The 23,804-nt window shown below is 55.2% G+C and carries 21 protein-coding genes; 1 reads left to right on the top strand and 20 read right to left on the bottom strand.

Features of this window, described 5'->3' with window-relative positions; all coding sequences use genetic code 11:
* Positions 1-29 precede the first annotated feature (29 nt).
* From DL346_RS07525 to DL346_RS07490, 8 genes are all read right to left on the bottom strand, one after another.
* Positions 30-1,328, bottom strand: coding sequence for a DUF4129 domain-containing protein (locus DL346_RS07525; RefSeq protein ID WP_112881392.1), 1,299 nt, complete (start codon positions 1,326-1,328; stop codon positions 30-32).
* Positions 1,325-2,419, bottom strand: a complete 1,095-nt coding sequence (locus DL346_RS07520; protein WP_112881391.1) for a DUF58 domain-containing protein — start codon at positions 2,417-2,419, stop codon at positions 1,325-1,327. The genes DL346_RS07525 and DL346_RS07520 overlap by 4 nt, the downstream gene beginning before the upstream one ends.
* Before the next feature lie 28 nt (positions 2,420-2,447).
* Positions 2,448-3,413, bottom strand: a complete 966-nt coding sequence (locus DL346_RS07515) for an AAA family ATPase (RefSeq protein WP_112881390.1) — start codon at positions 3,411-3,413, stop codon at positions 2,448-2,450.
* Positions 3,414-3,485: 72 nt separating this feature from the next.
* Positions 3,486-4,781, bottom strand: coding sequence for a serine--tRNA ligase (gene serS, locus DL346_RS07510; protein WP_112881389.1), 1,296 nt, complete (start codon positions 4,779-4,781; stop codon positions 3,486-3,488).
* 317 nt (positions 4,782-5,098) lie between these two features.
* A complete protein-coding gene (locus DL346_RS07505) occupies positions 5,099-5,371 on the bottom strand; it encodes a hypothetical protein (protein ID WP_112881388.1) in 273 nt (90 codons plus the stop codon).
* Positions 5,372-6,074: 703 nt separating this feature from the next.
* Positions 6,075-7,883 carry an ABC transporter ATP-binding protein gene (locus tag DL346_RS07500; RefSeq protein WP_112881387.1) on the bottom strand — a complete coding sequence of 603 codons (1,809 nt, stop codon included), beginning with the start codon at positions 7,881-7,883 and terminating at the stop codon, positions 6,075-6,077.
* A 54-nt stretch (positions 7,884-7,937) separates the two neighbouring features.
* Complete coding sequence (locus DL346_RS07495; protein ID WP_112881386.1) at positions 7,938-9,686, bottom strand: ABC transporter ATP-binding protein; 1,749 nt, start codon at positions 9,684-9,686, stop codon at positions 7,938-7,940.
* 374 nt (positions 9,687-10,060) lie between these two features.
* The gene (locus DL346_RS07490) at positions 10,061-10,594 is read right to left on the bottom strand and encodes an ADP-heptose synthase (protein WP_112881385.1); all 534 of its coding nucleotides are present in this window, start codon (positions 10,592-10,594) and stop codon (positions 10,061-10,063) included.
* Between the two features lie 337 nt (positions 10,595-10,931).
* On the opposite strand from DL346_RS07490, the gene DL346_RS07485 reads away from it, so the two are divergent.
* Positions 10,932-11,927, top strand: coding sequence for a YpdA family putative bacillithiol disulfide reductase (locus DL346_RS07485; protein ID WP_112881384.1), 996 nt, complete (start codon positions 10,932-10,934; stop codon positions 11,925-11,927).
* A 76-nt stretch (positions 11,928-12,003) separates the two neighbouring features.
* Here DL346_RS07485 and DL346_RS07480 read toward each other — a convergent pair whose 3' ends face one another.
* The 12 genes from DL346_RS07480 to DL346_RS07425 all read right to left on the bottom strand — a co-directional run bounded on the left by DL346_RS07480 (position 12,004) and on the right by DL346_RS07425 (position 23,781).
* A complete protein-coding gene (locus DL346_RS07480; RefSeq protein WP_112881383.1) occupies positions 12,004-12,531 on the bottom strand; it encodes a hypothetical protein in 528 nt (175 codons plus the stop codon).
* A 27-nt stretch (positions 12,532-12,558) separates the two neighbouring features.
* Entirely contained in the window at positions 12,559-12,846 is a 288-nt protein-coding gene (locus tag DL346_RS07475; RefSeq protein WP_112881382.1) for a hypothetical protein, read from the bottom strand.
* A gap of 71 nt (positions 12,847-12,917) precedes the next feature.
* Positions 12,918-15,224 carry a thiamine pyrophosphate-dependent enzyme gene (locus DL346_RS07470; RefSeq protein WP_112881381.1) on the bottom strand — a complete coding sequence of 769 codons (2,307 nt, stop codon included), beginning with the start codon at positions 15,222-15,224 and terminating at the stop codon, positions 12,918-12,920.
* Between the two features lie 39 nt (positions 15,225-15,263).
* Positions 15,264-16,274: a 2-oxoacid:acceptor oxidoreductase family protein gene (locus tag DL346_RS07465; RefSeq protein WP_112881380.1), complete on the bottom strand. Its 1,011-nt coding sequence runs from the start codon at positions 16,272-16,274 to the stop codon at positions 15,264-15,266.
* A 228-nt stretch (positions 16,275-16,502) separates the two neighbouring features.
* Entirely contained in the window at positions 16,503-17,423 is a 921-nt protein-coding gene (locus DL346_RS07460; protein WP_112881379.1) for a polysaccharide deacetylase family protein, read from the bottom strand.
* A 137-nt stretch (positions 17,424-17,560) separates the two neighbouring features.
* Positions 17,561-18,580 carry a phosphotransferase gene (locus DL346_RS07455; RefSeq protein WP_112881378.1) on the bottom strand — a complete coding sequence of 340 codons (1,020 nt, stop codon included), beginning with the start codon at positions 18,578-18,580 and terminating at the stop codon, positions 17,561-17,563.
* Between the two features lie 59 nt (positions 18,581-18,639).
* A complete protein-coding gene (locus tag DL346_RS07450; protein WP_112881377.1) occupies positions 18,640-19,299 on the bottom strand; it encodes an MOSC domain-containing protein in 660 nt (219 codons plus the stop codon).
* A gap of 229 nt (positions 19,300-19,528) precedes the next feature.
* Positions 19,529-21,175, bottom strand: a complete 1,647-nt coding sequence (locus DL346_RS07445) for an APC family permease (RefSeq protein WP_240633101.1) — start codon at positions 21,173-21,175, stop codon at positions 19,529-19,531.
* A gap of 116 nt (positions 21,176-21,291) precedes the next feature.
* A complete protein-coding gene (locus DL346_RS07440) occupies positions 21,292-21,867 on the bottom strand; it encodes a response regulator (RefSeq protein WP_112881375.1) in 576 nt (191 codons plus the stop codon).
* A 20-nt stretch (positions 21,868-21,887) separates the two neighbouring features.
* The gene (locus tag DL346_RS07435; RefSeq protein ID WP_112881374.1) at positions 21,888-22,499 is read right to left on the bottom strand and encodes a DUF3298 and DUF4163 domain-containing protein; all 612 of its coding nucleotides are present in this window, start codon (positions 22,497-22,499) and stop codon (positions 21,888-21,890) included.
* Between the two features lie 50 nt (positions 22,500-22,549).
* Complete coding sequence (locus DL346_RS07430) at positions 22,550-23,059, bottom strand: GNAT family N-acetyltransferase (protein WP_165822400.1); 510 nt, start codon at positions 23,057-23,059, stop codon at positions 22,550-22,552.
* Entirely contained in the window at positions 23,056-23,781 is a 726-nt protein-coding gene (locus DL346_RS07425; RefSeq protein WP_112881372.1) for a phosphonate ABC transporter ATP-binding protein, read from the bottom strand. The genes DL346_RS07430 and DL346_RS07425 overlap by 4 nt, the downstream gene beginning before the upstream one ends.
* Positions 23,782-23,804 lie beyond the last annotated feature (23 nt).

The raw sequence follows: 23,804 nt of genomic DNA, 5'->3' as shown, positions 1-23,804 counted from the left end.
GATTATGCCATGAAGCCCGGCGGCCCCGCTCAACGTTTCACGCCGCCGTCCCGATCAATCAGCTGCTCCAACAACTCGTTCGCCACATTCTCTTTGCCGTACCGGACGCGCTGATACGCTTCCAGCAGCGCCGTCTCGCCGGCGCTGCTGCCGCCAAGCGTCTGCACATCGGATCCAATCTCAAGCGGCGTACTATGCGGCTTAAACGTGTATCCCTTCTTGACATAAGCTCCAATCCACCGTCTGTACAAGTACCGGACACGCGCTTCGTTGTCGGCCAGATCCTTCCACTTTAGCTTGTGCTCCTTGGAGCGGTTTTTCCAGAAGCTCAACCGGCTTCCCGTGTTTCGGATCCGTTCTACCTCGTCGACATACCCGCTTGCCATCACCGAGCGGTCGCGTCGGAAGAACTCGGCCAGCTTGCTTTGCAGCCGCTTCAGCCATTCCGGCAGCTCCTTGAGCTTGCGTAATAGCAGCCACAGCACGAAGAGGACAAGAGCCCCCGCAATGCTGTAAAAGATAAGCTCCACCCAGAACGGCAGCCCTTTCGAACCTTCTGCCAGCCCGGGCATTTCTGGCGGCGGCAGCGCTTCTTGCCCTGTTTGGACAGGCGGCTCCTCGCCGCCGCCGCTAAGCAAGCCGCCCAGCAAGGACTTGATGCCGCGTCCAAGGGCGCCGAATACTTCCTGCAGCTGGTAAGTAAGCACGATGAGAACCGAGATTACGGCCGCGATGCCGACAAACAGACGGTTATGTCTTCGTACGGTCCGATCCACCGCCGGCTTCGCATCGCCTGACAGCGTCTCCCGGCCCACCGTGCCGCGGTTCGCCTGATAGAGCGTTAAGCCGAGCGTAAGAAGTCCGCAAGCCAAGTATAGCGAACGGTAATCGCGAAACGTTTCATTGAATTGATAGACGACCGACCCGGCAAAATAAAACGCCGTGCCGAGCACGTACGTCCTCGGCAGCATGCGCAGCACAGCCGGCGTCACCGCATAGCCCGAGCCTCGAAAAATCGCAGCCGCCAAGTAAACAAGGGTTACGGCGCCTTCAACCGTAAGGCCATACAGCAAATACCCGCATGCGCCTGCCAGGATTACTCCGATCATCACCCGCGGGAACGGATGCGTAAACTTCGTCAGCGCATTGCATACGCATCCTGCCGCGTAGGCTGCCAGCAGCAGCGCAAGAAGCACGATGAACGGCACCTCGAATTGCGGCCGCCATAGATAGACGGCGAGCACTACCGGCAAGAACAGCAACAGCTCGGTCAACCCGGCAACGAGAAGCGAACCTGCGCCTCGCGCGAACGAGCTCCATTTGGTCATCCCGCCGCCACCTCCGCATCCGCAATGCGCAGCCAATCGACGGAATGGCCAGCACTGCGCAGCTTGGTCATTTCCCTTTCAATCGGTTCGCTCATGAAGGCCGATATAATGACGATGTCGCAGCGCTCCTCCCAATCCGCGCTCAGCTGCTCGAGCATCGCATCGAACGGCAGCGCCCGCGCGATGACAAGCTTCGCCAGCTGTCCGTAGAGATGAAGCAAATGCTCGCTGCCGCTGCCCCGCTCCACCGTCATAACGGTACCTGGCTGGTCGAGATCGTGGCCGTTGCACGCAAAGGCCGTCTCCATGCCCTGCTCCGTTGCATACTGCAAAATCGCAGCCGCATAACGGACGCCTTCCTCGATCAGCGCCGGGTTATTGACAACCTCCCACATGCCGGCATGATCCTCGACGTTTAGCAGCACGATAAGCCGATAATCCGCCGTATAATCGCGCCGATGCACCTGCATCGAGCCGGTTCGCGCCGTCGCGCTCCAATTGACCATTTTGAACGAATCCCCGGGACGGTACTCTCTGACACCGCTGATGCAGAACGGATCCTCGACGATCCATCGCCGTACCGCGATATCCCCTTGCCAGCTTCGGGAAGGGAGCTGGATCAGCGAACGGTCGGCCGGCTGCGGATAGACGAGCAGCTCCACGTCTATAGGCACCGAGCGCCACGAGCTGAACATGCCGAACAGATCGCCGAACGTAAGCGAGGCGCTCGTCAGCCGATAGCAGCCTCTGGCGGTAGCAAGCACGGAATGTCGTCTCGTCAGCTGCTTGTTTCCCATAAGGCTGAACAGGCTCCGGTGATTTTGATAAAATTGCCCGTTGCTCACCGCGAAGTTGCTGTCGCTCTCGAATTTCAGGCCGATGTGAAGCAGCGATTCCACCCGAAGCCACGGAACCGGCATAAGCTTCCGGTTCGCCAGGCGCTCCACCATTTCGATGCGGTCGCCTTCAAAACAAGTCTGAACGTTAAATGAACGCGAATACGCGACTCCTCTCATCCCTAAATAGCGGAATAGAAACCGCTGCGCGAGGATGACAAATAGCGCGCTAAGGATATACCAATGTATGCCCATGCTTCATCTCCTCCCGCGCCGCACGCGCTTACGCTCTCCCGACGAGCGGAGGGTCGGCCGGTACGGGGACGGACGCCAAAATGCCGCCGATCACTTGCTCGGCCGCTTCCGGGCGCATCCGCTGCACGCTGCGAAGCGCGATGCGGTGGGCCAGCACCGGAAACGCCATCGCTTTCACGTCATCCGGCAGCACATAGCTTCTGCCTTGGATGGCTGCCCGCGCTTGGCAGGCGCGCAACAGCGCTTGACTGCTGCGCGGACTGGCGCCCAGCGCCGCATCCGGGTGTTTGCGCGTCGCTTCCACGATTGCCAGCATATAGCCGAGCAGCTCGTCGCTTACCTGAACGCCCGTATACAGCTGCTTGGCGGCTTCGATTTCATCCGCGCCGATCACCGGCTCAAGCTGCTCCAGCGGGCTATCCGCCATGAACCGCTTCATGATGGCGATGCCTTCCTCGGTCGAAGGATAGCCCATCTTCACCTTGAATAGAAAACGGTCCAGCTGCGCTTCCGGCAAAGGGAACGTTCCCTGCTGCTCAATCGGATTTTGCGTTGCGATGACGAGGAACGGCCGGCCAAGCGCATGCGTCGTGCCGTCGATGCTCACTTGCCGCTCCTCCATGCACTCCAGCAAGCTCGATTGCGTCCTCGGCGTCGCCCGGTTGATTTCGTCCGCCAAGACGATATTGGCGAAGAGCGGTCCCGGCCGGAATTCAAATTCCGCCAGCTTCTGGTTATAGAAATGAATGCCCGTCAAATCCGACGGCAGCAAGTCCGGCGTAAATTGAATCCGCTTAAACTCGCCGTCGATCGACTTGGCCAGCGCTTTGGCCAGCAGCGTCTTCCCCGTACCAGGCACATCTTCCAGGAGTACGTGGCCGGAGGTGAGGATCGCAATAATCAATTTGTCTACGATATCTTCTTTCCCTACGATAACTTTACCAACATTAGCGCGAATCCGATCTGCGGCCTGACTGATTTTCCCCAAACTCATGCAGCCTGCTCCTCTCGTTTTTCCAGCGGATGGAAGTATCCCTTCAAGTATACCCGCAAAAGGGGAGACAGGCTAGACCTTATCGACATGCTGCGGACGAAGCTCCGACAATCCTCTCATATAGGGACGAAGAGCCTTAGGTATATGGATCGAGCCGTCTTCGCGCTGATGGTTCTCCAGGAGCGGTATGAGGATGCGCGGCGTAGCGACCATGGTATTGTTCAACGTATAGGCAAAGCGGGACTTGCCGTTCTCATCCAGGTACCGGATATTCGATCTCCTAGCCTGAAAATCAAGCAGCAGCGAAGCCGAGTGCGTCTCGCCGTAGCCGTCCCGGCTTGGCATCCAAGTCTCGATGTCATACTGCTTGTAGTTTTTCTGCGACATATCGCCGGCGCACACCGCTACAACCCGATACGGCAGTTCAAGCAGCCGGAGCAGTTCCTCGCCGTTGGCCGTCATTTGCTCAAGCAGCGCTAGTGCCGTTTCAAGCTTTGCTTGGCATATCACGACTTGTTCTACTTTGGCGAACTGATGGACCCGGTACAGGCCGTGAACGTCCCGCCCCGACGAACCGACCTCGCTCCGATAGCAAGGGCTGACGGCGCCAATCAGCTTCGGTGCCGCCAGATCGAGCACCTCGCCGCTGAAATACGACACAAGCGGTACCTCCGACGTCCCGATAAGCCATTTGTCCTCGCCTTGGATGCCGTAGGTCTGATCCCGGTTCGCCGGAAAATAGCCCGAAGCGACCAGCGTCTCCTCCTTCACCAACGCCGGCACGTCCATCAGCTCATAGCCTTTGTCCGCAAGCATGTCGAGCGCGAGCTGCTGGACGGCCCGGTGCAGCTGCAAACCGCTGTTCTTCAGCACATACTGCCTTGTACCGCCAAGCTTCACTCCGCGCGCGAAATCGAACATGCCGTGCCGCTCGCCAAGCTCTACATGGCTTAACGCGTTGAACGGAAAATCCGGAACGTCGCCCTCGCGTCTAACCTCTACGTTGTCCGCGTCGCTCTTGCCCATCGGCGTATCGGGCGAGGTGAGATTCGGCACGCGGAGCATCAGCTCCTCATACCGGTACGCCGTCTGCCGGAACTTCGATTCCGCTTCTTTCAGCCGCTGAAGCAGCTCGGCGGTTTCCCGTTTTAATGGCTCCGCCTCTTCCTTCCTGCCCTCGAGCATAAGCCGCTCGATCGCCTTCGAGCGGCGGTTTCGCTCCGCGCGCAGCGCTTCCGTCTCTTGAAGCAGCTCCCGCCTGCGGTCGTCGGTCTCGATCAGCTCTCCGATCGAGATCGAAATCCCTTTCCAATCCGCCGCCTCTTGATAGTCGTCCGCTTGCTTCCTAATCATGTTCATGTCCAGCATGTTCAGCACTCCCTTGTCAAAAGTCAGATGCGGGACAAAACAAAATACGCGTTCCTGTTGTCCCAAAACCATGGGACGAAGAACGCGTTCGCGGTGCCACCCAAATTAGCCAATCTGCCGATTGACTCCCTCAGTCCGCCGATAACGGTGCGGTGCCGGAATGCTTGGAGAGCCTTCGGACGGCGAGAAAGCTGCCGCAAAAACTCTGTACGCAACGCCTCCGAGTTGGATTCTCATCATTGGCCTGTGTGCTTATTGCTCGTTAGTATAGCAAAGCCGCAATCGGGATGCAAGCGGCAAATGCCATGGACTGAATCTTAAAGAACGGAAGAAATAAGCTCCTTGTCGAGCACTTCGCGCTCAAACTCTTCCGCATATTTGGACATGCAATTGCAGTAGTAATCTCTTCTGCAGATTGGGCAAGGAACGGTCAGAAGACGGTTCACGCCAATCAGCTTCCAATCCGGCTTCTTCGTGAAGATCAACCGGCATTGCGTGTTATCGGACATCGTAACGACAAAATGATATAGTCCATCTGCCACATTCATATCTGCAGCTGCAAAATCTTTGATTTTCATGTTGAATTTCATAATCGATCTCCTGTCTTACAGATTTGAAAATTCCTTGTAAGCTTATTAAATTTGCGGGTGAATGTCAATTTATTTTCTAGTTTATCCTTGTGCTAAAACTCCGAAACATTACTTTGGAGATTTAGCGCATTGCTAAAACTCCGAAACATTCTCTTCGGAGATTTAGCGCATTGCTAAAACTCCGAAACATTCTCTTCGGAGATTTAGCACATTGCTAAACTCCGAAACATTCTCTTCGGAGATTTAGCGCATTGCTAAAACTCCGAAACATTCTCTTCGGAGATTTAGCGCATTGCTAAGCTCCGGAACGCACAATCGACCGCATATGTAACTCTAACCCCATAGTGCAGCAGCCCCTCGGAAATTTCCACCGCTCTCGCTGACAGCTGCCCGCATACGAGCTAACGAACCATATTGAACTTATTTGCTTGAAAAAGGCCGCATTTCCGGTTTAACGAACTCCAGAAACGTTATTTGTTGTATAACCTGCCGGATCGGGCAATTTGAGCAGCGATAAGGTTGTTTGAGTTCGTTAGAATTCAAAGCCAGCGTTTATCACGCAATTAAGCACGATAGAATTCGTTAGCAGCCGCACCCTAACCGGCTACAATAGCTGCTTTCAACCTGCAAACGCTGCTCCCCTTCCCAGATATCAAAATCATAAAAAAAGAGCAGCCCCGACTGATCGGAACTGCCCCCCCTTTTACGCGCCCGTCTGCATTGCGAGCGATTGCTGCATTTCAAATTGCGTCATATAAAGCTTCTTGTAGAGCCCGTTCTGCTTTATGAGATCGTCGTGCGAGCCATGCTCGGAAATCCGGCCGTCCTTCACGACGAGAATAACGTCGGCATCGCGGATCGTGGACAGCCGGTGCGCAATGATGAACGCGGTCCTCCCTTCCAGCATCGTCTGAAGCGCGGCTTGGATGTGCTGTTCCGTCTCCGTATCTACGCTGGAGGTCGCCTCATCCAAGATCAGTATGCGCGGATCCGATAGGAGGACGCGGCCGAATGCCAGCAGCTGGCGCTGGCCGACGGACAGCTTTGAGCCGCGCTCTTCGACCTGCGTCCGGTAGCCGTCCGCGAATTGCGAGACGAAACGGTCGATCCGCACGTTCTCGGCCGCGCGGCGCAGCGCCTCATCCGTTGCGTCTTCGTTGCCGTACCGCAGATTCTCTTCGATCGTCCCGGAGAAGATGAACGAGTCCTGAAGCACGATGCCCATCTGTCGTCTCAGCGATTCCAGGGTAACCCCCTTCACATCCTGACCGTCAATTAAAATCCGGCCGCCGGTCGCGTCATAGAAGCGCATCAAGAGATTGACGATCGTACTCTTGCCCGCGCCGGTCGGACCGACAAGCGCGACGCGCTGGCCCGGCCTGATGCGCAGATTGACATCCTTCAGCACCTCCGGCTTCTCCGTCTCATAACGGAACGATACGTTCTCGAAGACGACCTCCCCTTGAATCGGCTTCATCGGCTTCGCGTCAGGACGGTCCTTCACCTCGGGCTCGGAGTCCAAGATTTCGAAAATTCGTTCAGCGGAAGCCATTGCCGCCAATACTTGGCTGTATACCTTGGAGAGCGCGCTCAGCGGCCCCCAGAAACGCCACAGATAGTTGATGAAAGCCATGATGAACCCGAGCGTCAGCTCGCCGCTCAAAACTTCTCTCGCGCCGAACCAGAGTACGACGCATGTGCCGATAACGCCGATCATCTCCACCGCCGGAAACACCAGCGACTCCAGCGTGACCGCGCGCATGAACGCGTTCTTGTTCCGCGTGTTCAGCGTCTCGAAGCGCTTGTTGTTCTCCTTTTGGCGCGAGAACGCCTGAATAACGCGGATCCCTTGAAGCGTCTCGTTCAGATTGCCGTTGATCGCGGACATCGTTTTGCGCGAACGCGACCAGGAGCCTTCGATCTTGGACTGCATGCTGCCTACGACGAGGTAGAGCATCGGCAGCGTGATGAACGACAATAAAGCCAGCTTCCAATCCATCCACAGCAGGATTGCGACGATACCGATGAGGTGCGTGAACTCCATGACGAGCGTAATTAAGCCGCCGTTGATCAATTCTCCGATCGCGTTCGTGTCGTTCGTGATCCGGGACATGATTTTCCCGGCTGGCCTGCCGTCAAAGAAACGGAACGATAAGGATTGCAAATGATTGAACAGCTGTTGGCGCAAATCGAACAAAATCCGTTGTCCGGTGAAGTTGATCATCCGGGTGTGGAGAAAGCCGAACAGCCAACCTATCGCTTTGATGGCCAGCAGCGTAATACCGACCATATGAATGATGAAGAAGTCTTGTTTCATGATGCCTTCGTCGATCACGTACCGGATCAGGAGCGGCTCGGCAAGGCTTAAGCCCATGTTGAACAGGACGATGAGAACGACGATGGACAATACTTTGCGGTATGGGAGCACGTAGCGGAGCAATCGCTTCATGTACGCGCGGTTAAACGGCTTCTCTTCTAAATCGTCGTCTGCATCCCATTCGACTTGACTCATAGAGGTTTCCCTCCTTTTATGACATTAATTAAATTGATTTATGCCGTTAACTAATTATTTGGCTGCGGCAGCCTCTTGCATTTGGAACAGATTGCGGAAAAAGCCTTCCTGCTGGAACAGCTCTTTGTGCGTTCCCTGCTGGACGATTCGTCCTCCGTCAAGCACGATGATGCGGTCGGCCCGCTTCACCGAGGATAAACGCTGCGCGATGATGAACGTTGTGCGCCCCTTCATCACCTCAAGCAGTTCTTCGTGAATCGCGGATTCCGTGGCCGTATCGACGCTTGCTGTCGCTTCGTCCAGCACGAGTATCGGCGGATCCATCAAAATGGCGCGCGCAAGCGCGACGCGCTGCCGCTGTCCTCCGGACAACCCGACGCCGCGTTCGCCGATCAAGGTGTCGTAGCCATGAGGCAAAGACTCGATGAAAGAATGGATCTGCGCTTTGCTCGACGCCCACTCGATCTGCTCCTGGGTCGCTTCCGGCATCCCGTAGGCAATGTTCTCGCGGATGGTCGCCGAGAAGAGGAACGTTTCTTGCGGCACGATGCCGATTTTGCGGCGAAGCCCCTCGAGCTCGTAATCGCGGACGTCGACGCCGTCAATGAGCAGCCGGCCATGGCTGACGTCGTAGAAGCGCGAAAGCAGCGAAATGAGGCTGCTCTTCCCGGAGCCTGTCGCGCCGAGCACGGCGATCACCTCGCCCTGCTTCACGCCGAAAGAGATATTTTCCAAGATGCCCGCTTCCTGCTCGGGATCCTGGTCGGCGAAATAGAACGACACGCCGTCGAAGGTCACGTTGCCCTCGATGCGGTCGGAATTTTGGGCCTTACCTGACTCGGAGCTGATATCTACAGGCGTATCCAGCACCTCGAAGACGCGCGGCGCCGCTTTGATCGCCTGCTGCATGATGTTGATTTGCCAGCCAAGCATGTTGAGCGGCCAAATAATGCCCCACGTGTACCATTGGAACGCCATGAAGGTCCCAAGCGTCATGGTGCCTTTGGCAACGAAATAAGCGCCGACCCATACCATCGTCAGAAACACAAGCCCGCCGTAGAAGCTCATAAGCGGGAATGCCTTCGCCTCCAGCTTCGCTCTATCCATGTTCGTTTCGAAGTTTTGATCGTTGCGCGCCTCGAATTTGGACTGCTCCACATGTTCGCGGGCAAACGCCTTAACGACGCGGATCCCCGAAATATTTTCCTGCAGCGTCGTCGTCAGCCGGCCCATCTGCTCCCTGATTTGCCCCCAGGCAGGGCCGACCTTCTTGTTGAATTGATAAAGCGACAGCAGCAGCAGCGGTACGCTTGCCATGCAGAGCAGCGTCACCTGCCACTGGATGAACGCCATAAAAATAATCGTGCCGATAAAGGTCATGATCCCGGTCAGCATGGCCATCGCGCCGAAGCCGATGAAGTTTTTGACCGATTCGATATCGCCTGTCATCCGCGACATCAGCTGGCCGGTCTGGGCCTTATCGTAGTAGCTGAACGACAGTCTCTGCAAGTGGTTATACAACTGCTCCCGCAGCGTATGAACGACATTCTGCCCGACCAGCTCCTGCGCTCTCCCCTGCACGAACATTGCGATGCTCTTGATGACCTGTATGCCGAACAACCCCAGCGCTACGATTAAAACCATCTTCATGTCGCTTTTGGCAATGCCCTCGTCGAAAACCAGCTTGAGCATCCACGGCGCGATGAGATCGATGACGGTACCAAGGATCATCGTCGCGAACGAAATGACGACCCAGCTAGTGCTCGGACGCAAATACCGAAGCAGCCGTATCATATTGCGCATGGTTGAATTCCCCCTTTAAACAAGCTTGCGAGTGTTCCGCTCTTCGTCAACGAAAAAAGGAGACCTCAAGCCGCATGGCTCAAGGTCTCCTTATGCGCAGACAGAATCGTACGGCTAATCAAAGCCGCCGTCTGCGAAAGAAGTCGGGCCGATGGACTTGCGTCATCATCATTTCATTGCGCACAACAATAAACGTGATCCGCATAGCCATCGCCCTCTTTTCGTCGAATTGTTTTCCGTTTCCTGGAACCGGAACAACCAAATCTTAACACCACCTCCGCTCAGCGCGCAAGGGGCGTTTGCGAAATTTATTTTTTCGTTATACAGGCATACAAAAGCCCGGCGTTAGCCGGGCCCTCGTTGTCTTGCGCTCGCTACAGGTCGCTGGTGGACTCGAAATCCGCCGCCGTAATGCCCTGTTCCACGGCAAATTCAAAATCCTCGATATCGTAAACCTGGACCGGAACCTCCGCCTCCAGCAGCTTATCTTGGAATTCGAACTGATCCGACAGCAGCGGTACGCTGAGCTTCAGCGAAGTCAGCAGCAGCTCCGTCTCGATCGGATCGAAATATTCGCCATACTGCGCGTTGTCCACGGCATGAACGATCGTGAATTGGATTTTGTCGTTCAGCAGCAGCGGCGAGCTTTCGCGCCACGGCATTTGCAAGGCGCGCTCGATTTTCTTTTTGTTAAACGGATCCTCGAAGAACGCAATAAGCTCGCCGATTTTCGCTTTCACATGAGCATCGTCATCGGGATCGTCCATGACCGGCTCAGATCCTGCTTTCATATCATAGAGCTCCATAATTGTCGAATATGGCAAGACAAAATCGACAGGCCGGCTTGGCACGAGCAGATGACCATACGTAGCAACCATTACGGCTTCAATGACGAATCGCCGTCGCATTCTATCTCCCCCCTTGTAATAGGGAGTTTGACGGAGTCAAACTCTCTCTGATTAGGGAGTTTGACGGATCAAACTCTCCCTGCTAATCGTAATAGGGAGTTTGAAGGAATCAAACTCTCTCTGAGTTGGGAGTTTGACGAAATCAAACTCTTCCCGATCAGGAAGTTTGACCCCGGTCAAACTTTCCTACCTTTCGTGAACTTATTATACAACATATCATCTCGCATACACAGAGCCAAATGCTTGTTTTACAGGAAGCATGCAGGGCGAAGCTGTGTTAAAATAAAAACTGGTTCTGCCCTGATGTTACATGTGTATTGGAGTTGATTAAGCAGTTATGCATACCGAACAAGTAATCATCATCGGCGCCGGTCCGTGCGGGCTGGCAGCCGCCATCGAGCTGCAGGCGATCGGCGTCCAGCCACTCATTATCGAGAAACGCAACGTCGTTCATTCGATATCGCAATATCCGACATACATGCATTTTTTCAGTACGCCTGAGCTGCTCGAGATCGGCGGCATTCCGTTTACGACGGCGAACGAGAAGCCATCACGAATCGAGGCGCTCACCTATTACCGCAACGTCGCTTTACGGCAAGAGGTACGCATCAACGCCTATGAGGCTGTCGCGGCTATCCATCCGCAGCATGACGGCACCTTCATTCTGGAAAGCCAAGACCGCTACGGCGAGCGAAAAGAATATCAGGCTAAAGCCGTCATCGTTGCTACAGGCTATTTTGACCATCCGAACGAGCTTGGCATTCCTGGCGAGCAGTCGGATAAAGTCACGCATTTCTTCCGGGAAGCCCATCCGTACACGGGAATGAAGGTTGCAATCATCGGCGGCAGCAACTCGGCTATCGATGCGGCGCTCGAGCTGGAGCGAGTCGGCGCCAAGGTTACGGTCGTTTACCGCGGTGCGCTATATTCCACGAGCATTAAGCCTTGGGTGCGGCCGATCTTCGAAAGTCTCGTCCAGAAGGGCCGCATTCAGATGCGCTTCTCATCGCGCGTCGTCGAAATCCGACCGCGCAGCGTCATCGTCGAAAGCGCGAACGGACGGGACGAGCTGCCGAATGACTTCGTTCTCGCCTTAACCGGCTTCCACCCGGATCGGGCGTTCCTCTCGTCTTTCGGCGTAACGATCGAGGACGAAGGCTACCCGACCTTCAACGATGAAACGATGGAGAGCAACGTACCCGGCATTTACTTGGCCGGCGTCGTCGCCTCGCGGCATGAAGCGAACGAGATCTTCATCGAATCCGGCCGGTTCCACGGCAGGAAGATCGCGGCTCACCTCGAAAAGACAGGTGCGCTGCAGCGCGGGCAATAGGAAAAGGCATTGGATCCCTTACGCGGCCGCAGCCGCGTCTTGCGGATTCAATGCCTTTTTGTCGCTTTATCGCATGCTAAAGGCTGGCGATCGGCTGAAGACCGTCCTCGTCAACGCCTTGACAGGTCATCACGGTCGCTATTTTCTGCAGCCTGATATATTCATTGTTCATTAACTCGGTACGGAAATAGGCGAACATGTAGGCCGCTTCGATAAAAGTTAATCCCGGGTACACGGCAATGTTCTGATTGCTGAACGGATTGTCGAGCAGCACCTGCCATTCCCCTTCGCGCTGCTCCGGCGGAATTGACCCGAATACATGCTGCTTCGTGCGAATGATGCCCTTGTACTCCCGCCAGATGTACGTCCATGAAGGACTTGTCCGGCCGGGCTCGGGAACCGCCAGCTGAGCTCTATGCAGCAGCTCCGCAGCCTCCACGCACGCATCATCCACGAACGCTCGCAAATATTGCCTGAAATCATCCAGGAAATGCCTTAATGCGGTGAATCCCTCCGACTTTATCTCCTTGCCGAATGCTTCGATTTCCGCTTCGGACTTCAGCCCTTTTAGCTGCTCAAAATAACTAGAATTCGTTTCCTGCATGCCCGATACCCTCCCGCACTAACGCTTCTATGGCTTAAGCAGCTTGATTGCTCCGTCCTGTTCCAGCAGGAGCCTTCGTCTGGGATCATTATTCAGCTTTACGTTAAACAGCTTCAGACGCTCTTCTTTCACTTCAAGAATATCCCAGTCTGCGAATCGTTCATATCCGTGTTCAGCCAGCGCTCGCTCGGCTGCTTGCCCCGCTGCATCAATATCCTCCCACCAGAGCGCGCCATAATATGCAAAATCATACACATTTCTCAGCATGCCGCAGGCAATTTCCCCGGTTATGCGGTCTCTCAATACGAATGGCATCGTGAGGCAGTCTCCTTCGGCGTGAATAAAACAAGGCGCGGCGCATTTTCGCCGCCGCGCCTTATCCGGTTCTACAGGTACATATTCTCGTGTTTTGCTTTCAGACGCTGCCAGCGGCGTTCCACTTCATTCTCGAACGACTTCAGCGCTTCAGCATACTCCGGACGAGTCATATGCTTCGTTTTGCCCATGTTCTTGAGCCAGTCGCCAAGCGGAATCCGCTTGCCTTTATCCTCCGGATTGTACGTAATCGTCGTAATGCCCTCCTCGACATCGTACAGCGGGAAGAAGCAGGAATTCACCGCATCGTCGATCAGAGTCTGGCCGATCTTCTCTTCAGACAGCCAGTTCAACGGACATGTGATAAGGATTTTACCGTAGACGAGTCCATGGTTCTGCGCGTAGTACTGAGCTTTCGCCGCTTTGCGGAGCAAATCCTGCGGCAGGGACTCCGAACCCGTGAACACGTACGGGATGTTCGTTGCGGCCATAATTTGCGCGGTATCCTTGTGATGGAACAGCTTGCCGCCTTGATGCTTGCCGACGTTGGACGTCGACGTGCGGTGACCGAGCGGCGTCGAATACGACAGCTGCGCGCCTGTATTCATGTAGCCTTCGTTGTCGTACTCGAGGATGATCATCTTGTGGTTACGGAGAGCGCTGCCGATCGCAGGTCCCATCCCGATATCCATCCCGCCGTCGCCCGTAATCATGACGAAGGTGAAATCATCCTTGAGACCGTATTGGTCCAACTCGCCGCGGCGCTTGCGCTCCCAGAACATTTCGACCACGCCGGACAGCGTTGCCGCACCGTTTTGGAACAGGTTGTGGATATACGTAGCTTTATGGGAAGAGTATGGGAATCCGGTAGTGACGACCATCGCGCAGCCGGTTTGATAGAGGGCTACGATATCGCCTTCGATTCCTTTGAAGAACAGCTCCAGGCCGGAGAAAATACCGCATCCCGGACATGCGCCGTGTCCCGGCGCAAGGCGCTTCGGCTTTTTCGTCAGCTGGCGGACCGGCGGCACTTTGACCTTCAGCTTGCCGGTCGCCTCGTCGCGGTCAACCGTGATTAGGCCGGTTTTCAAATCTTCATACTTCATCGGTTCAAGCACGCGCTTCGGCGCTTTGGTTGGATCGCCCGGCGTGTGGCCCCAATAGTCGAATGGCACCGCGACTTTGCCGGTCGCCGCCGCTTCGATCGCCAGCTCGAACAGGTGATGGCCGTCCTCTGCATAGAAGTCCTTGCCGCCAAGGCCGTAAATACGGCTAATGACCAGCGTATCCTTCACGCCTTGAGTGAACAGCGCCGCCTTGATTTCGTTCGTCATGTTGCCGCCGTGCCCGCCGTACGAATCCGCACGGTCGCCGATCGTGACCGCCTTGACGCCGCGCAGCGCTTCGGCAATTTGCTTCGCAGGGAACGGACGGATCATGTTCGGCGCGATGGAGCCTGCTTTAATGCCCTGGGCGCGAAGCTGGTCGACGACATCCTTAATGATTTCCGATGCGGAGTTCATCAGGAACACGGCCACTTCGGCGTCATCCATCCGGTACAGATCGAGAATCGGGTAATCGCGGCCTGTCAGCTCGGCATACTCTTGGCGAATGCGGTCATACACCTCGGACGCATTGTACATCGCAACCGACTGCTGATAGCAGTTGTTGATGTAGTCAGGCTCGTTCATGTAAGGTCCGACCGTAATCGGATTATTTCGGTCAAGCACATGCTTGAAGCCTTCAGGCGAATGCTCGCCTACAAAGGCATGCACGTCCGCGCGGTGAGCGAACGTTTGGACGCGGCGCTTCTGATGCGACGTGAAGTAGCCGTCGGATGCGACAAGCACGGGCAGGCGCACCTTCGGATCCTCGGCAAGCTTGAGCGCCATGATGTTCATGTCGTACACCGCCTGCGGGTCGCGGCACATGAGAATCGGCCAACCGGTATTCAACGCATAATACAAGTCCGAATGGTCGCCGTGAATATCAAGCGGCCCGGAGACCGAACGGCATACGAGATTCATGACCATTGGAAAACGCGTACCGGATTGGACTGGCATTTGCTCCAGCATGTACAAGTATCCGTTGGAGCTCGTTGCGTTAAATACCCGGCCTCCTGCCGCGGATGCGCCGTAACAGATGCCGGCCGAGCCATGCTCGCCGTCTGCCGGGATCAGTTTTATATCGTGCTGCCCGTTCGCTTTCATCAAATCGAGGAACTGGGCAACCTCCGTCGACGGGGAAATCGGAAAATACCCCATGACGTGATAGTTGATTTGATGCGCGGCGTACGCGGCCATCTCGTTGCCAGACTCGTATACCATCCGCTGCTCGACTGTACCTTTGCTCACTTCTTTTTTAGTTTCAACGGCCATCTTTCCGCTCCTCTCTACCGTGCCTACCCGGCACGGCCGTTAATTCGCTTTAGCCCAAGCAAACTTGTGCGGCACGCGGTGCTCTTCGCCATAACCGTCCGTCTCCCGCTCGGAAGCGAGCGCCTCGGTCGGACATGCCACGACGCATTTCAAACAGCCCTTGCAATATTGGTAATCGATCCCCTGCAGAAACATCTGCGGACGTCCCTTCTTGTCCGGCTGCTCCTCCCAAACGAAGCAGAAGTCCGGGCATGCGGTGTCGCAGGCCGCGCAGTGGATACATTTCTCATCGTCGAAATGCGGCATCATGCCTTGTCTGGAAATACTGATATCCTTCAGCACGCTGTTCCCGGGATTGATGATCATTCCGCCTATCGGCTGCGTCTCATAGCCGAGCGAAGGCACGTCCCACCGCGTTGGCTGCGGCATGGTTTCGCCCTCCGGAAGCGCGTACGTTTGGAATTTCACTTCGTCGTAGCCGCGCTGGAACGTACGCAGCGCGGGCTCGACGGCCTGCGGATATTTCTTCTCCAGCGACTTGCGGATGATGCCTTTCATATGCTCGAAATCAAGGAAGCTGCAGAGCCGGAACAAGCCGCCCAGCATCGCCATATTGACGCGGTTGTTCTCCTCCAGCGCGATGCCTGTAGCATCGACGACGGCAAGTGTACCGGCGGCAAGGTTCATCTTCTGCTTCAGCAGGTCCGTCGATTTGCTAGAATTGACAAGAACAACGCTGTCCTCGTAAATTCCGCTGATCACGTTGACGGTTTTCGATAGGTTTTCGTGAAATACCCCGACGATATGAGGACGCTCGACAGGCGTCGTATCCCGAATATTCGTCTCCAAATCGCAAAACCGGATATGCGCCTTTACCGGCGAACCCTTCTTCTCGGAACCATAGGAGGAGAAGCTCACTCCATTGAATCCGCTTCCAACAACGCCCGCTTCAGCTAACATCTTTCCGGCCAAGTTTGCGCCCAATCCGCCAATCGATTCCAGTCGAATTTCGAAAAAACCAAGCTCGTTCTGCTTTGGAAGTACCGCCACTTGCTCCACTCCCTTCCCGAATTAACTGAATACTTCTATAATTCACAACTATCAGTATACCATCATCCTCAAGTCGCGGGTAGCGTTTCTTTCATAAACAGATCTTCTAAAACAGTAATACAGCTCTTTCGCAGCCATACTGTGTTAGTACAGCTTGTCCCATATTAATGAACATGTCTATCACAGAAGCCGCCGTTTCCCGATCGGACAGCCTCTGTGCAATGATATTCAAGGCCTGGAAATTCTGCGCTGGTAATGGCGCAGCTCCTTCCAACCGATTTGTTTGATGCCTTCGCTTTGAAGCACATCCTGAACTTCTTTGTCCCGGAAAATATCCATCTCCATCCCCCGCTTCAGCGGCTCTCCGTGAAACGCGCTCAGCTCATCGGTGACGAGCGCCGGATGGATAATCAGCTCCGAAACGCCGGGCTTTAACTGCTTCAGGAGCGCAATCATCTGCGCTTTGAACTGCGCGTAGGTCTCATTCGGCGCCGCTTGGAATGGGAGCGCCACCAAATAGTCGAGCACGACAACCCCTTTGCGGTCCGCTTCGGCTGCCACCTTGAGCGCTTGTGCCGCCAGCTCGGGAGGCGCAGGAGCGCCGGATTCCAGCAGCAAGAAGCGCGGAAGCCGAAACGGCAGACCGAAGCCCGCGCATACGTCGAATACTTCAGACAGAAAATCCCTTCCCGTCTGAAGGCCATACAGGCTTCCCATATGGTTATCGGCGTGAGTGACGTTTACGCCCATCTGAAGCGCCATCTCGACCTGCGCGATCAGCTCGAGCCTGACCTGCTCGGCATCGGCGCGCCGCTCGAACGTTTTGGAGTCCCGGTGGAAATACCCTTCCATATTGACCAGCGACTCGGTCGAGCCGCCCCTGTAAACCGGTCCCCACTTCATCAAATCCCATTCGCTCGTAAACGTGAAATGCACGCCGACATCAAGCAGCGCATGGCTTGCGCTCCAGACACCCGCTTCCCTGGCCCAGCCGCATGGCATCATAATCGTGGCGGACGACACGACGCCGTCCGTCAGCAGCTTCTGAATCCCTTTGTTGCTGGAGTGGCACAAGCCAAAGTCATCCGCATTAATGATGAGCACCCGTTCGTTCGGTCCGTATCCCAGCATCTCCGCCGTACTTTTCATATGCATGCCTCCCTGCGATGCGTCAGTTAGGACGCTGAGGTAAACCTACATTAGGCGATACAATGTTATCTATATTCAACAAACAAGGCCGATCATGCTCCGCTGACGGAGAATGGATCGGCCCTGCGTGTCCTGCTTTATTCGGTTAAGTTACGCCTGAAAATTTCCGATATCGCATCTGCGTGATCCTCTACCCATCTGCATACGAAGGAGACGCGGTCGGTTTGATCCAGCCACACCTGCTCGGGATCAAGCCCTGATTGAAGCCTGCCCGCGAAATGCAGCCAAACGTCGATCATGCGCAGCTTGATCAATGCCGGCAGTTGCTCCTGCTCCCGTTGGTTCAATTTCGCCCATTCGCCGAACCCTTTGCAAAACAGTTCGATATGGCGGATCGCCTCTCCGCTTGCCTCGCTCGGAAACTCCGCAAGCACAACCGCCAGCTCCATCGCTCTGGCATCGACCGTGCAAAATTCGAAGTCGAGCAGGCCGGAAATTAGTTCCTCATTTGCTACTGCATTCGTAAAGACTATATCGCCATGAATCCATTGCTGAGGCAGCTTGGCAATGCAATCCCTTAATGCCGTTAAATACTTTCTTTCATGGAGCAAGCCGATTACTTTCTCCCGCCTGTCCTTAAGTTGTTCGTTACGTTCGCAAAGCTGCAGCAGCGCGTCGTCTAGCATGGCGCCATGGTTTTCGGCCAGCTCGTAGTACGGCTTATATTGAGGTATCAGTTCCGCCCGACCGCTCAAACGAGCTAATGCATGTGAAAGCTCGCCTGCCGCTTGTCCGAGTCCGTATACATGAGCGTCTGAATTCGGGTTCGGTCGCTTACCCGGAATAAACCTGTACAGAGCAGCCAGCTTGCCTTCCGGCCCGACTGTTATCGTTTCCCGATGCCGATTTTGAACGGCTGCCGGTACCTTGTATGTCAGCTTCGCCCTCAGCAGCTCATTCAGAATCGCATGTTCCGTTACAACCAGCGCGCGATCCCGATGGTTCTCGTAAATGCGCAGCACCAGCTTGTCCGCACCGGCATATACCATCCGAGTCGTATTGTTCATGCCGCATTCTTCTTTCTTGATGTGCCAGTCCGGATCGATCGGATAGGCATCCAAGTATTGGGCATACTCGCGGCTTGTCATTGAATTCATTAGAAACGATGCCTCCTGCTTGAATCATGAAAATGGGTTACGGCCAGCGGCCCTGGAAATCAATCGCCGCCAAGCTTGAACAGCCTGCTTCCGAGCGACTGCCGCCAGCTCTCGGCCAATTCCGGGATGGCGAGCAGCCTTGTTATCCCGTCTCTGTCGAATTTGTCGAGATGCATGATCCGGTTCGCTTCGGCAACCGTTATGCCCGCGGGATGCGGTTCGATCAGCTCCAGCTTGTCCCCCTGCGTGACCGCTCCTTCCGTTAAGACACGCAGATAAAATCCGGTGAATCCGTTTATCTGCACGTCTTGGGCGAGGCTCGGCAGCTGATGCTTCATGCCAAGCTTGAAGCAGGGCTGTCTCGGCTGGCTGATTTGAACGACCGCTTGCCCGACCGCCCAAATATCCCCGATCGATACCGATCGCTCAGTGATGGCTTCAACCGTGAAATTTTCCCCGAATGCGCCCGGCAGCACCGTCCGATTCCATCGCTCCGCCCAATACGGGAAATGTTCGGCAGAATACACGCACACTGCCTTGTCCTCGCCGCCGTGATAAACAAGATCTCCTTGACCGTCTCCTTCAAGTCCAGTGCGGGAAATAAAAACAGGCCGATTTCCGACCGATCGCTTGTTGATACCGGTGAGAACCTCTTTCGATCCGTAGGGAACGGCAACCGGCAATGCCGTATTAATCGAGATCACCTGTCCAAGCATCATCGCTACTCCTCCTTAGTTATTCGAATTATAAGCCAGAAACAAGGAGTGCAGCAATTGTTCATGACGTTAAATACCGTCGAAAACGCACGGATTTTCTGCATTTCGCCAAGCTGCTACAGAACGTGTCGAAAGCGCGTATTTTGTGTAATTTCATGCGCTTCCCCGGGAAATAGTCGCAGCCGCTCAGGAAATATTTCCGGCGGACGGCTCGTTTATTTCCCCGTTTCTCTCAATAATGTTGTGGGAATTTTCTTTCAATTCTGATACATTCGTCCATCGATCTTCGGCTGAACCGAATCGAGCCGACCACCTTGAAAGGCGATTTCCTTAGCATTGCCCTGTACTTCCATTCGATGATTAACCCTGCTGCCAGTACCGCACAGATCAGGCCGAGCGATGTCATTGGCTCGAGCAGGGCAAGCGCCGATGTGCCGGTGACGGTCAGCCAGCTTAAGGAGGCAACGTCCACGGCCGTACCGTATTTCCCAAGATGCCACGGCCCTCTGAGCCTAGAGCGGTTGCGGTTCATCGCTCCCCCATATAGCTTCGCGGCGATCGGCAGCAAGCAGGCCGCATGCATGGCCGCAACGCTGAGCATCACTAGCTGCATTAGCATGGATTGCGGCGTTGCGCCGCTGGAAGTTACGGCTTTGAGCGCGATCGTCATGCAAGCAGCCGCTGAAGTGACGGCCAGCACCGCGCTTAGCGGGGTGCGGAATTGGACGGAAACCGCCATGAGCTTGTTTGAGAACGGCACCGCTTCGTCTCTAGCCATCGCAAATAGCGTGCGGGATGCAGCGGCGATCGAGACGCTCCCGCTCATCCATACCGCCCAGATCATCAGAATGATCATGATGCCGTTGACGAGCGCCCCCCATTGATCCCATATTCCCGCAAGCCAGAAGCCGATTTCTTGATAACTCGTGAACCCGCCCCTGCCTAAAGGATAAAACATCATGACGAGCACGTATAAAATAAAACCAAGGAAGCCCAGCATCACGGCTGAGAAGAAAATCGACCATGGCACGTTAATGCGGGGGGCGTTCGTTTCCTCCGCCATTTGACCGGCGCTGTCGCCGCCTAGAAATATCCTTTGCAGTAGCAGCATTCCGATTAGGAGAGCAGGCTCGCTGCCGGAAGGCGGAGCTGCCTCGGACAGCATTCGAAACGGGTACATGCTCGGCCCAGCCGCAGCGAGGAGACATATGATGAATGCCAAGCCTATCGACAGTTGCAAGACTGCCGTAGCTCCGGCAAGTTTCCCGAGCGCATGCACCCCTCTCACGTTCAAAAGCGCCTGCGTGATAAAAAGAAAGAGAATCAGCATGAAACGCAATTCCCCGCCGCCTGCATAGCCAAGCCGCTCCTCCATCACCTTGTAGATCCAATCCGCCAGCAGCAGATTCGTCGTTACTACCATAAGAATGGTACCCGTTAAATGAAGCCATCCCGTCCATAAGCCCATGCGCCGCCCGCCGGCAGACAGCGCCCAGTGATAGCAGCCGCCAGCCGTCGGAACGGCGGAAGCCAATGCCGCGAGCGAGCAAGCCGTCACGATTCCGAATATGGTTACGAGAGGCCAGCCGAAACCGATGATTGCAGTCCCTCCCGCAGCCGCTGCCGGTCCCAGCAGCAGCACCGCGCCGCCAATATAGGAAAGAGCCGAGAAGGACACACCATATGCAGATAACCCGCCCATATGCCGCGTTAGCTGCTGCGCAAAGCCAATTCCGTTCAATTCATGCTTATCCTGCATATATCGCACGTAAGGCGAGCCCTGTTGCAGCGACCTAGCGTCCCCGCGCTCCGCCTTCCGGGCAAAGAATAGGGAGAGCGCGCATGACGCCATAAAAACAATGCATCCGAGCCAAAGCATAACCAACGCAGCCACCTCCATATATGACTGTATGAGAGGGCCTGCAAGGTCAGCACAACCAAGAAGAAACAACATATCTCGTTTTGAATGTAAAAATCCGCCGAAGCAGCCGGCGGCTACTCCTGCGGATCTACTTTGCAATCCATTTTCGTCAAGCTGTTCATGACGCTGTTCTTCACATGCTCGATATCAAACGGCTTGGTGAAAAACGATTGCACGCCCAACTGTTTGGCCGTCTCCAACGTGCCTGAATCCCCAAATGCTGTAATCATCGCGACCTGGACGGTTCTGTTTGCCCGCCGTATGGCGCGCAGAGTTTCTATCCCGTCCATATCCGGCATTTTCAGATCCAGCAGGATGAAGTCCAGCGGTGTTTGCCGTACGGTTTCGATTGCCGCAGTGCCATTGCCAGCTTCATGGACGGCCACTTCCTCCTGCTCGAACAACTCCCTAAGCAGCATGCGGATCGCCTGCTGATCGTCAACGATGAGAATGCTGAATCTCGGCCTGCCCGCCTGATTCTGGGCGGTAAACGAAGGCAGATGCCCGTGTCCGTGCGGCAGGTCGGATTGTTGCAACGGGCTGCGGTCATAAGCGGCGATAATCGGTTTATTATTCTCGTGCTGTCTACGTTTGATCAGCATGACCGTCAGAATCAGGCTGACCGGCAGCAAGATGAGAACATAAATCATAGAAATCTCCTTAATAACTGTTAATTGTTCATCGCCATCCGTCCAAGCGGCCCGTTCGGATTAATGATATCGCTGATATCGTAGACCGAGATCGGAAAATAAGGAAAGCCAAAAGCATACGGCGTTAGCTCATACAGCGCAAAATAAATGACCAATGACCGGTCTGCAATATAATACGGCTGATCCGGCCTTATCGAATGAAAAGGCTCCAGCGTAGAAATCTGCCGTTCGTCGATCTGAGCCTTGATGAGGTCAGATAGCCTGCCGACATAGTTGCTGCCGGGCTTGAAAAGCTCCGAAAGCGTATATGACTTTCCGGTGCCCGTATCAAACGTAAGCGACTCCTGCAAGGTTAGTCCATGCGCGCCGCCGGTATAGGCATAATTAAATAGCGATAAGCTGAGCACGTCCTTTTCGTTCGTCTTGATTTCAAAATAGCCTTGCATCTCCGCCCGCGGATCGTCAAGGGAACCTTGATCATGTACGAGCTCACTCACGGTTTTGCGGATTTTGCCGTTGATTTGGTTGCGCGCTGCCGTATTGTGAAGTCCGCTTACGACCGGTACCCAAAGCTCGGCTTTCGGGAACGTCATGCGCGAGGCATGAATGACGGCCGGAAACTGGAATGCCATGATGGAACACCTGCCTATTCTAGGTTAATGCTCCATTGTATGCCGTTTTCCTAGCCGATGACTCTTCTCATCTCATGCCATTCAATGCCGCCGTGCTGCGATGCGGAAACACCTATGTATTCGAAACCGAGCCCTTCGTAAAATGCGATTAGATGCGGTTCGCACATCAGCGCGACGGACTGCAGCCGATCGAACTCCGCTTGTCTCAGAAGCGCTTTCATAAGCGCGGTCCCGACGCCGCCCAGACGTCGGTCAGGATCGACTGCCACCGATAGAACCACGAGATGTTTACCATCTATATCTTCGCTGTGCGCGCTCTTCACGGCATCGTTCTCGCAGCTGCTCTCCGACGAAAGGACGCCGCAGCATAGCCCGATCAGCTCGCCGCCTTGCCACGCCGACCAGAAATAGCCTGGGAAATGCTTCTGGCGGAATGCGAAGGCTTCCCTGCTCGCAGCCGCTTCAGGCGTGTAACAAGCAAGCTCCAACCGGTGCGCGGCATCCAGCTCGTCGCATTTGATCGGCCGCAGCGTATAGTTAACGGATTCTTTTACGGTCACAGCAGCATTTTCTCCCGTTCCGTCATTCTTCTTCCCTTGATGTCCAGCACGAGCTGTCCGTTGTTCAAGCCGAGTATGCGGTCGGCGAACCGCTCCGCCCAATCGCCTTGATGCATGACGGCAACGACCGACACGCCTTGCGTCTTGCACATGTTCTTCAGATCGGACAGCACCTGTTCCGCCGCATGCGGGTCAAGACCCGATACCGGTTCGTCGACGAGCAGCGTCTTGGCGCCGTGCACCAAAGCGCGCGCGATCGCAATCCGCTGCTTCTCTCCGCCGCTCAGCTTATCGCCTTTCTGATGCGCTTTTTCGAGCAGCCCCATCTTCTCGATCATATCCATCGCGCCCATATAATCATCGCTGCGCACCATGCCGGTAATTCTGCGCCAGATTGGCGTCTGGCTGGCGGCGCCGATCAGCACGTTCTTAAGAGCCGACCGCTTGGCGATCAAAGACGGCTTTTCCTCGAGGTAGGCCATTTCGCGCCTGATTTTCATTTTGCCGGACAGCCCTTTTTTGAGAATGTCGACGCCGTCGACAATATAAGAGCCGCTGCTCCAGCTTTCCTGAAGCGCCAAGCACTTCAGCAGCATAGACTTGCCGCTCCCGCTGGCCCCTTTCACCGCAATGAACTCGCCTGGCTCTATATTGAAGCTAATGCCGGACAGCACTTTCGGCCCGCCGGGAATTTGTTTCGATAATTGCTCGACTTTGATCATGAATGGCGCTCCTTTATGATTGC

Source organism: Paenibacillus montanisoli (genome assembly GCF_003268025.1).
Lineage (GTDB): Bacteria > Bacillota > Bacilli > Paenibacillales > Paenibacillaceae > Paenibacillus_Z > Paenibacillus_Z montanisoli.
This window is presented reverse-complemented; position numbering and strand designations above follow the sequence as displayed.

What these genes read in the sequence shown, in the direction of transcription:
- DL346_RS07475 (WP_112881382.1), bottom strand. Translation starts at nt 12,846, where the DNA reads ATGCCATTCGTATTGAGAGACCGCATAACCGGGGAAATTGCCTGCGGC.
- DL346_RS07480 (WP_112881383.1), bottom strand. Translation starts at nt 12,531, where the DNA reads ATGCAGGAAACGAATTCTAGTTATTTTGAGCAGCTAAAAGGGCTGAAG.
- DL346_RS07435 (WP_112881374.1), bottom strand. Translation starts at nt 22,499, where the DNA reads ATGGCATTCCAGTTTCCGGCCGTCATTCATGCCTCGCGCATGACGTTC.
- DL346_RS07425 (WP_112881372.1), bottom strand. Translation starts at nt 23,781, where the DNA reads ATGATCAAAGTCGAGCAATTATCGAAACAAATTCCCGGCGGGCCGAAA.
- serS (WP_112881389.1), bottom strand. Translation starts at nt 4,781, where the DNA reads ATGCTGGACATGAACATGATTAGGAAGCAAGCGGACGACTATCAAGAG.
- DL346_RS07525 (WP_112881392.1), bottom strand. Translation starts at nt 1,328, where the DNA reads ATGACCAAATGGAGCTCGTTCGCGCGAGGCGCAGGTTCGCTTCTCGTT.
- DL346_RS07520 (WP_112881391.1), bottom strand. Translation starts at nt 2,419, where the DNA reads ATGGGCATACATTGGTATATCCTTAGCGCGCTATTTGTCATCCTCGCG.
- DL346_RS07515 (WP_112881390.1), bottom strand. Translation starts at nt 3,413, where the DNA reads ATGAGTTTGGGGAAAATCAGTCAGGCCGCAGATCGGATTCGCGCTAAT.
- DL346_RS07500 (WP_112881387.1), bottom strand. Translation starts at nt 7,883, where the DNA reads ATGAGTCAAGTCGAATGGGATGCAGACGACGATTTAGAAGAGAAGCCG.
- DL346_RS07505 (WP_112881388.1), bottom strand. Translation starts at nt 5,371, where the DNA reads ATGAAATTCAACATGAAAATCAAAGATTTTGCAGCTGCAGATATGAAT.
- DL346_RS07455 (WP_112881378.1), bottom strand. Translation starts at nt 18,580, where the DNA reads ATGAATTCAATGACAAGCCGCGAGTATGCCCAATACTTGGATGCCTAT.
- DL346_RS07495 (WP_112881386.1), bottom strand. Translation starts at nt 9,686, where the DNA reads ATGCGCAATATGATACGGCTGCTTCGGTATTTGCGTCCGAGCACTAGC.
- DL346_RS07445 (WP_240633101.1), bottom strand. Translation starts at nt 21,175, where the DNA reads ATGCTTTGGCTCGGATGCATTGTTTTTATGGCGTCATGCGCGCTCTCC.
- DL346_RS07485 (WP_112881384.1), top strand. Translation starts at nt 10,932, where the DNA reads ATGCATACCGAACAAGTAATCATCATCGGCGCCGGTCCGTGCGGGCTG.
- DL346_RS07470 (WP_112881381.1), bottom strand. Translation starts at nt 15,224, where the DNA reads ATGGCCGTTGAAACTAAAAAAGAAGTGAGCAAAGGTACAGTCGAGCAG.
- DL346_RS07450 (WP_112881377.1), bottom strand. Translation starts at nt 19,299, where the DNA reads ATGATGCTTGGACAGGTGATCTCGATTAATACGGCATTGCCGGTTGCC.
- DL346_RS07460 (WP_112881379.1), bottom strand. Translation starts at nt 17,423, where the DNA reads ATGAAAAGTACGGCGGAGATGCTGGGATACGGACCGAACGAACGGGTG.
- DL346_RS07490 (WP_112881385.1), bottom strand. Translation starts at nt 10,594, where the DNA reads ATGCGACGGCGATTCGTCATTGAAGCCGTAATGGTTGCTACGTATGGT.
- DL346_RS07440 (WP_112881375.1), bottom strand. Translation starts at nt 21,867, where the DNA reads ATGATTTATGTTCTCATCTTGCTGCCGGTCAGCCTGATTCTGACGGTC.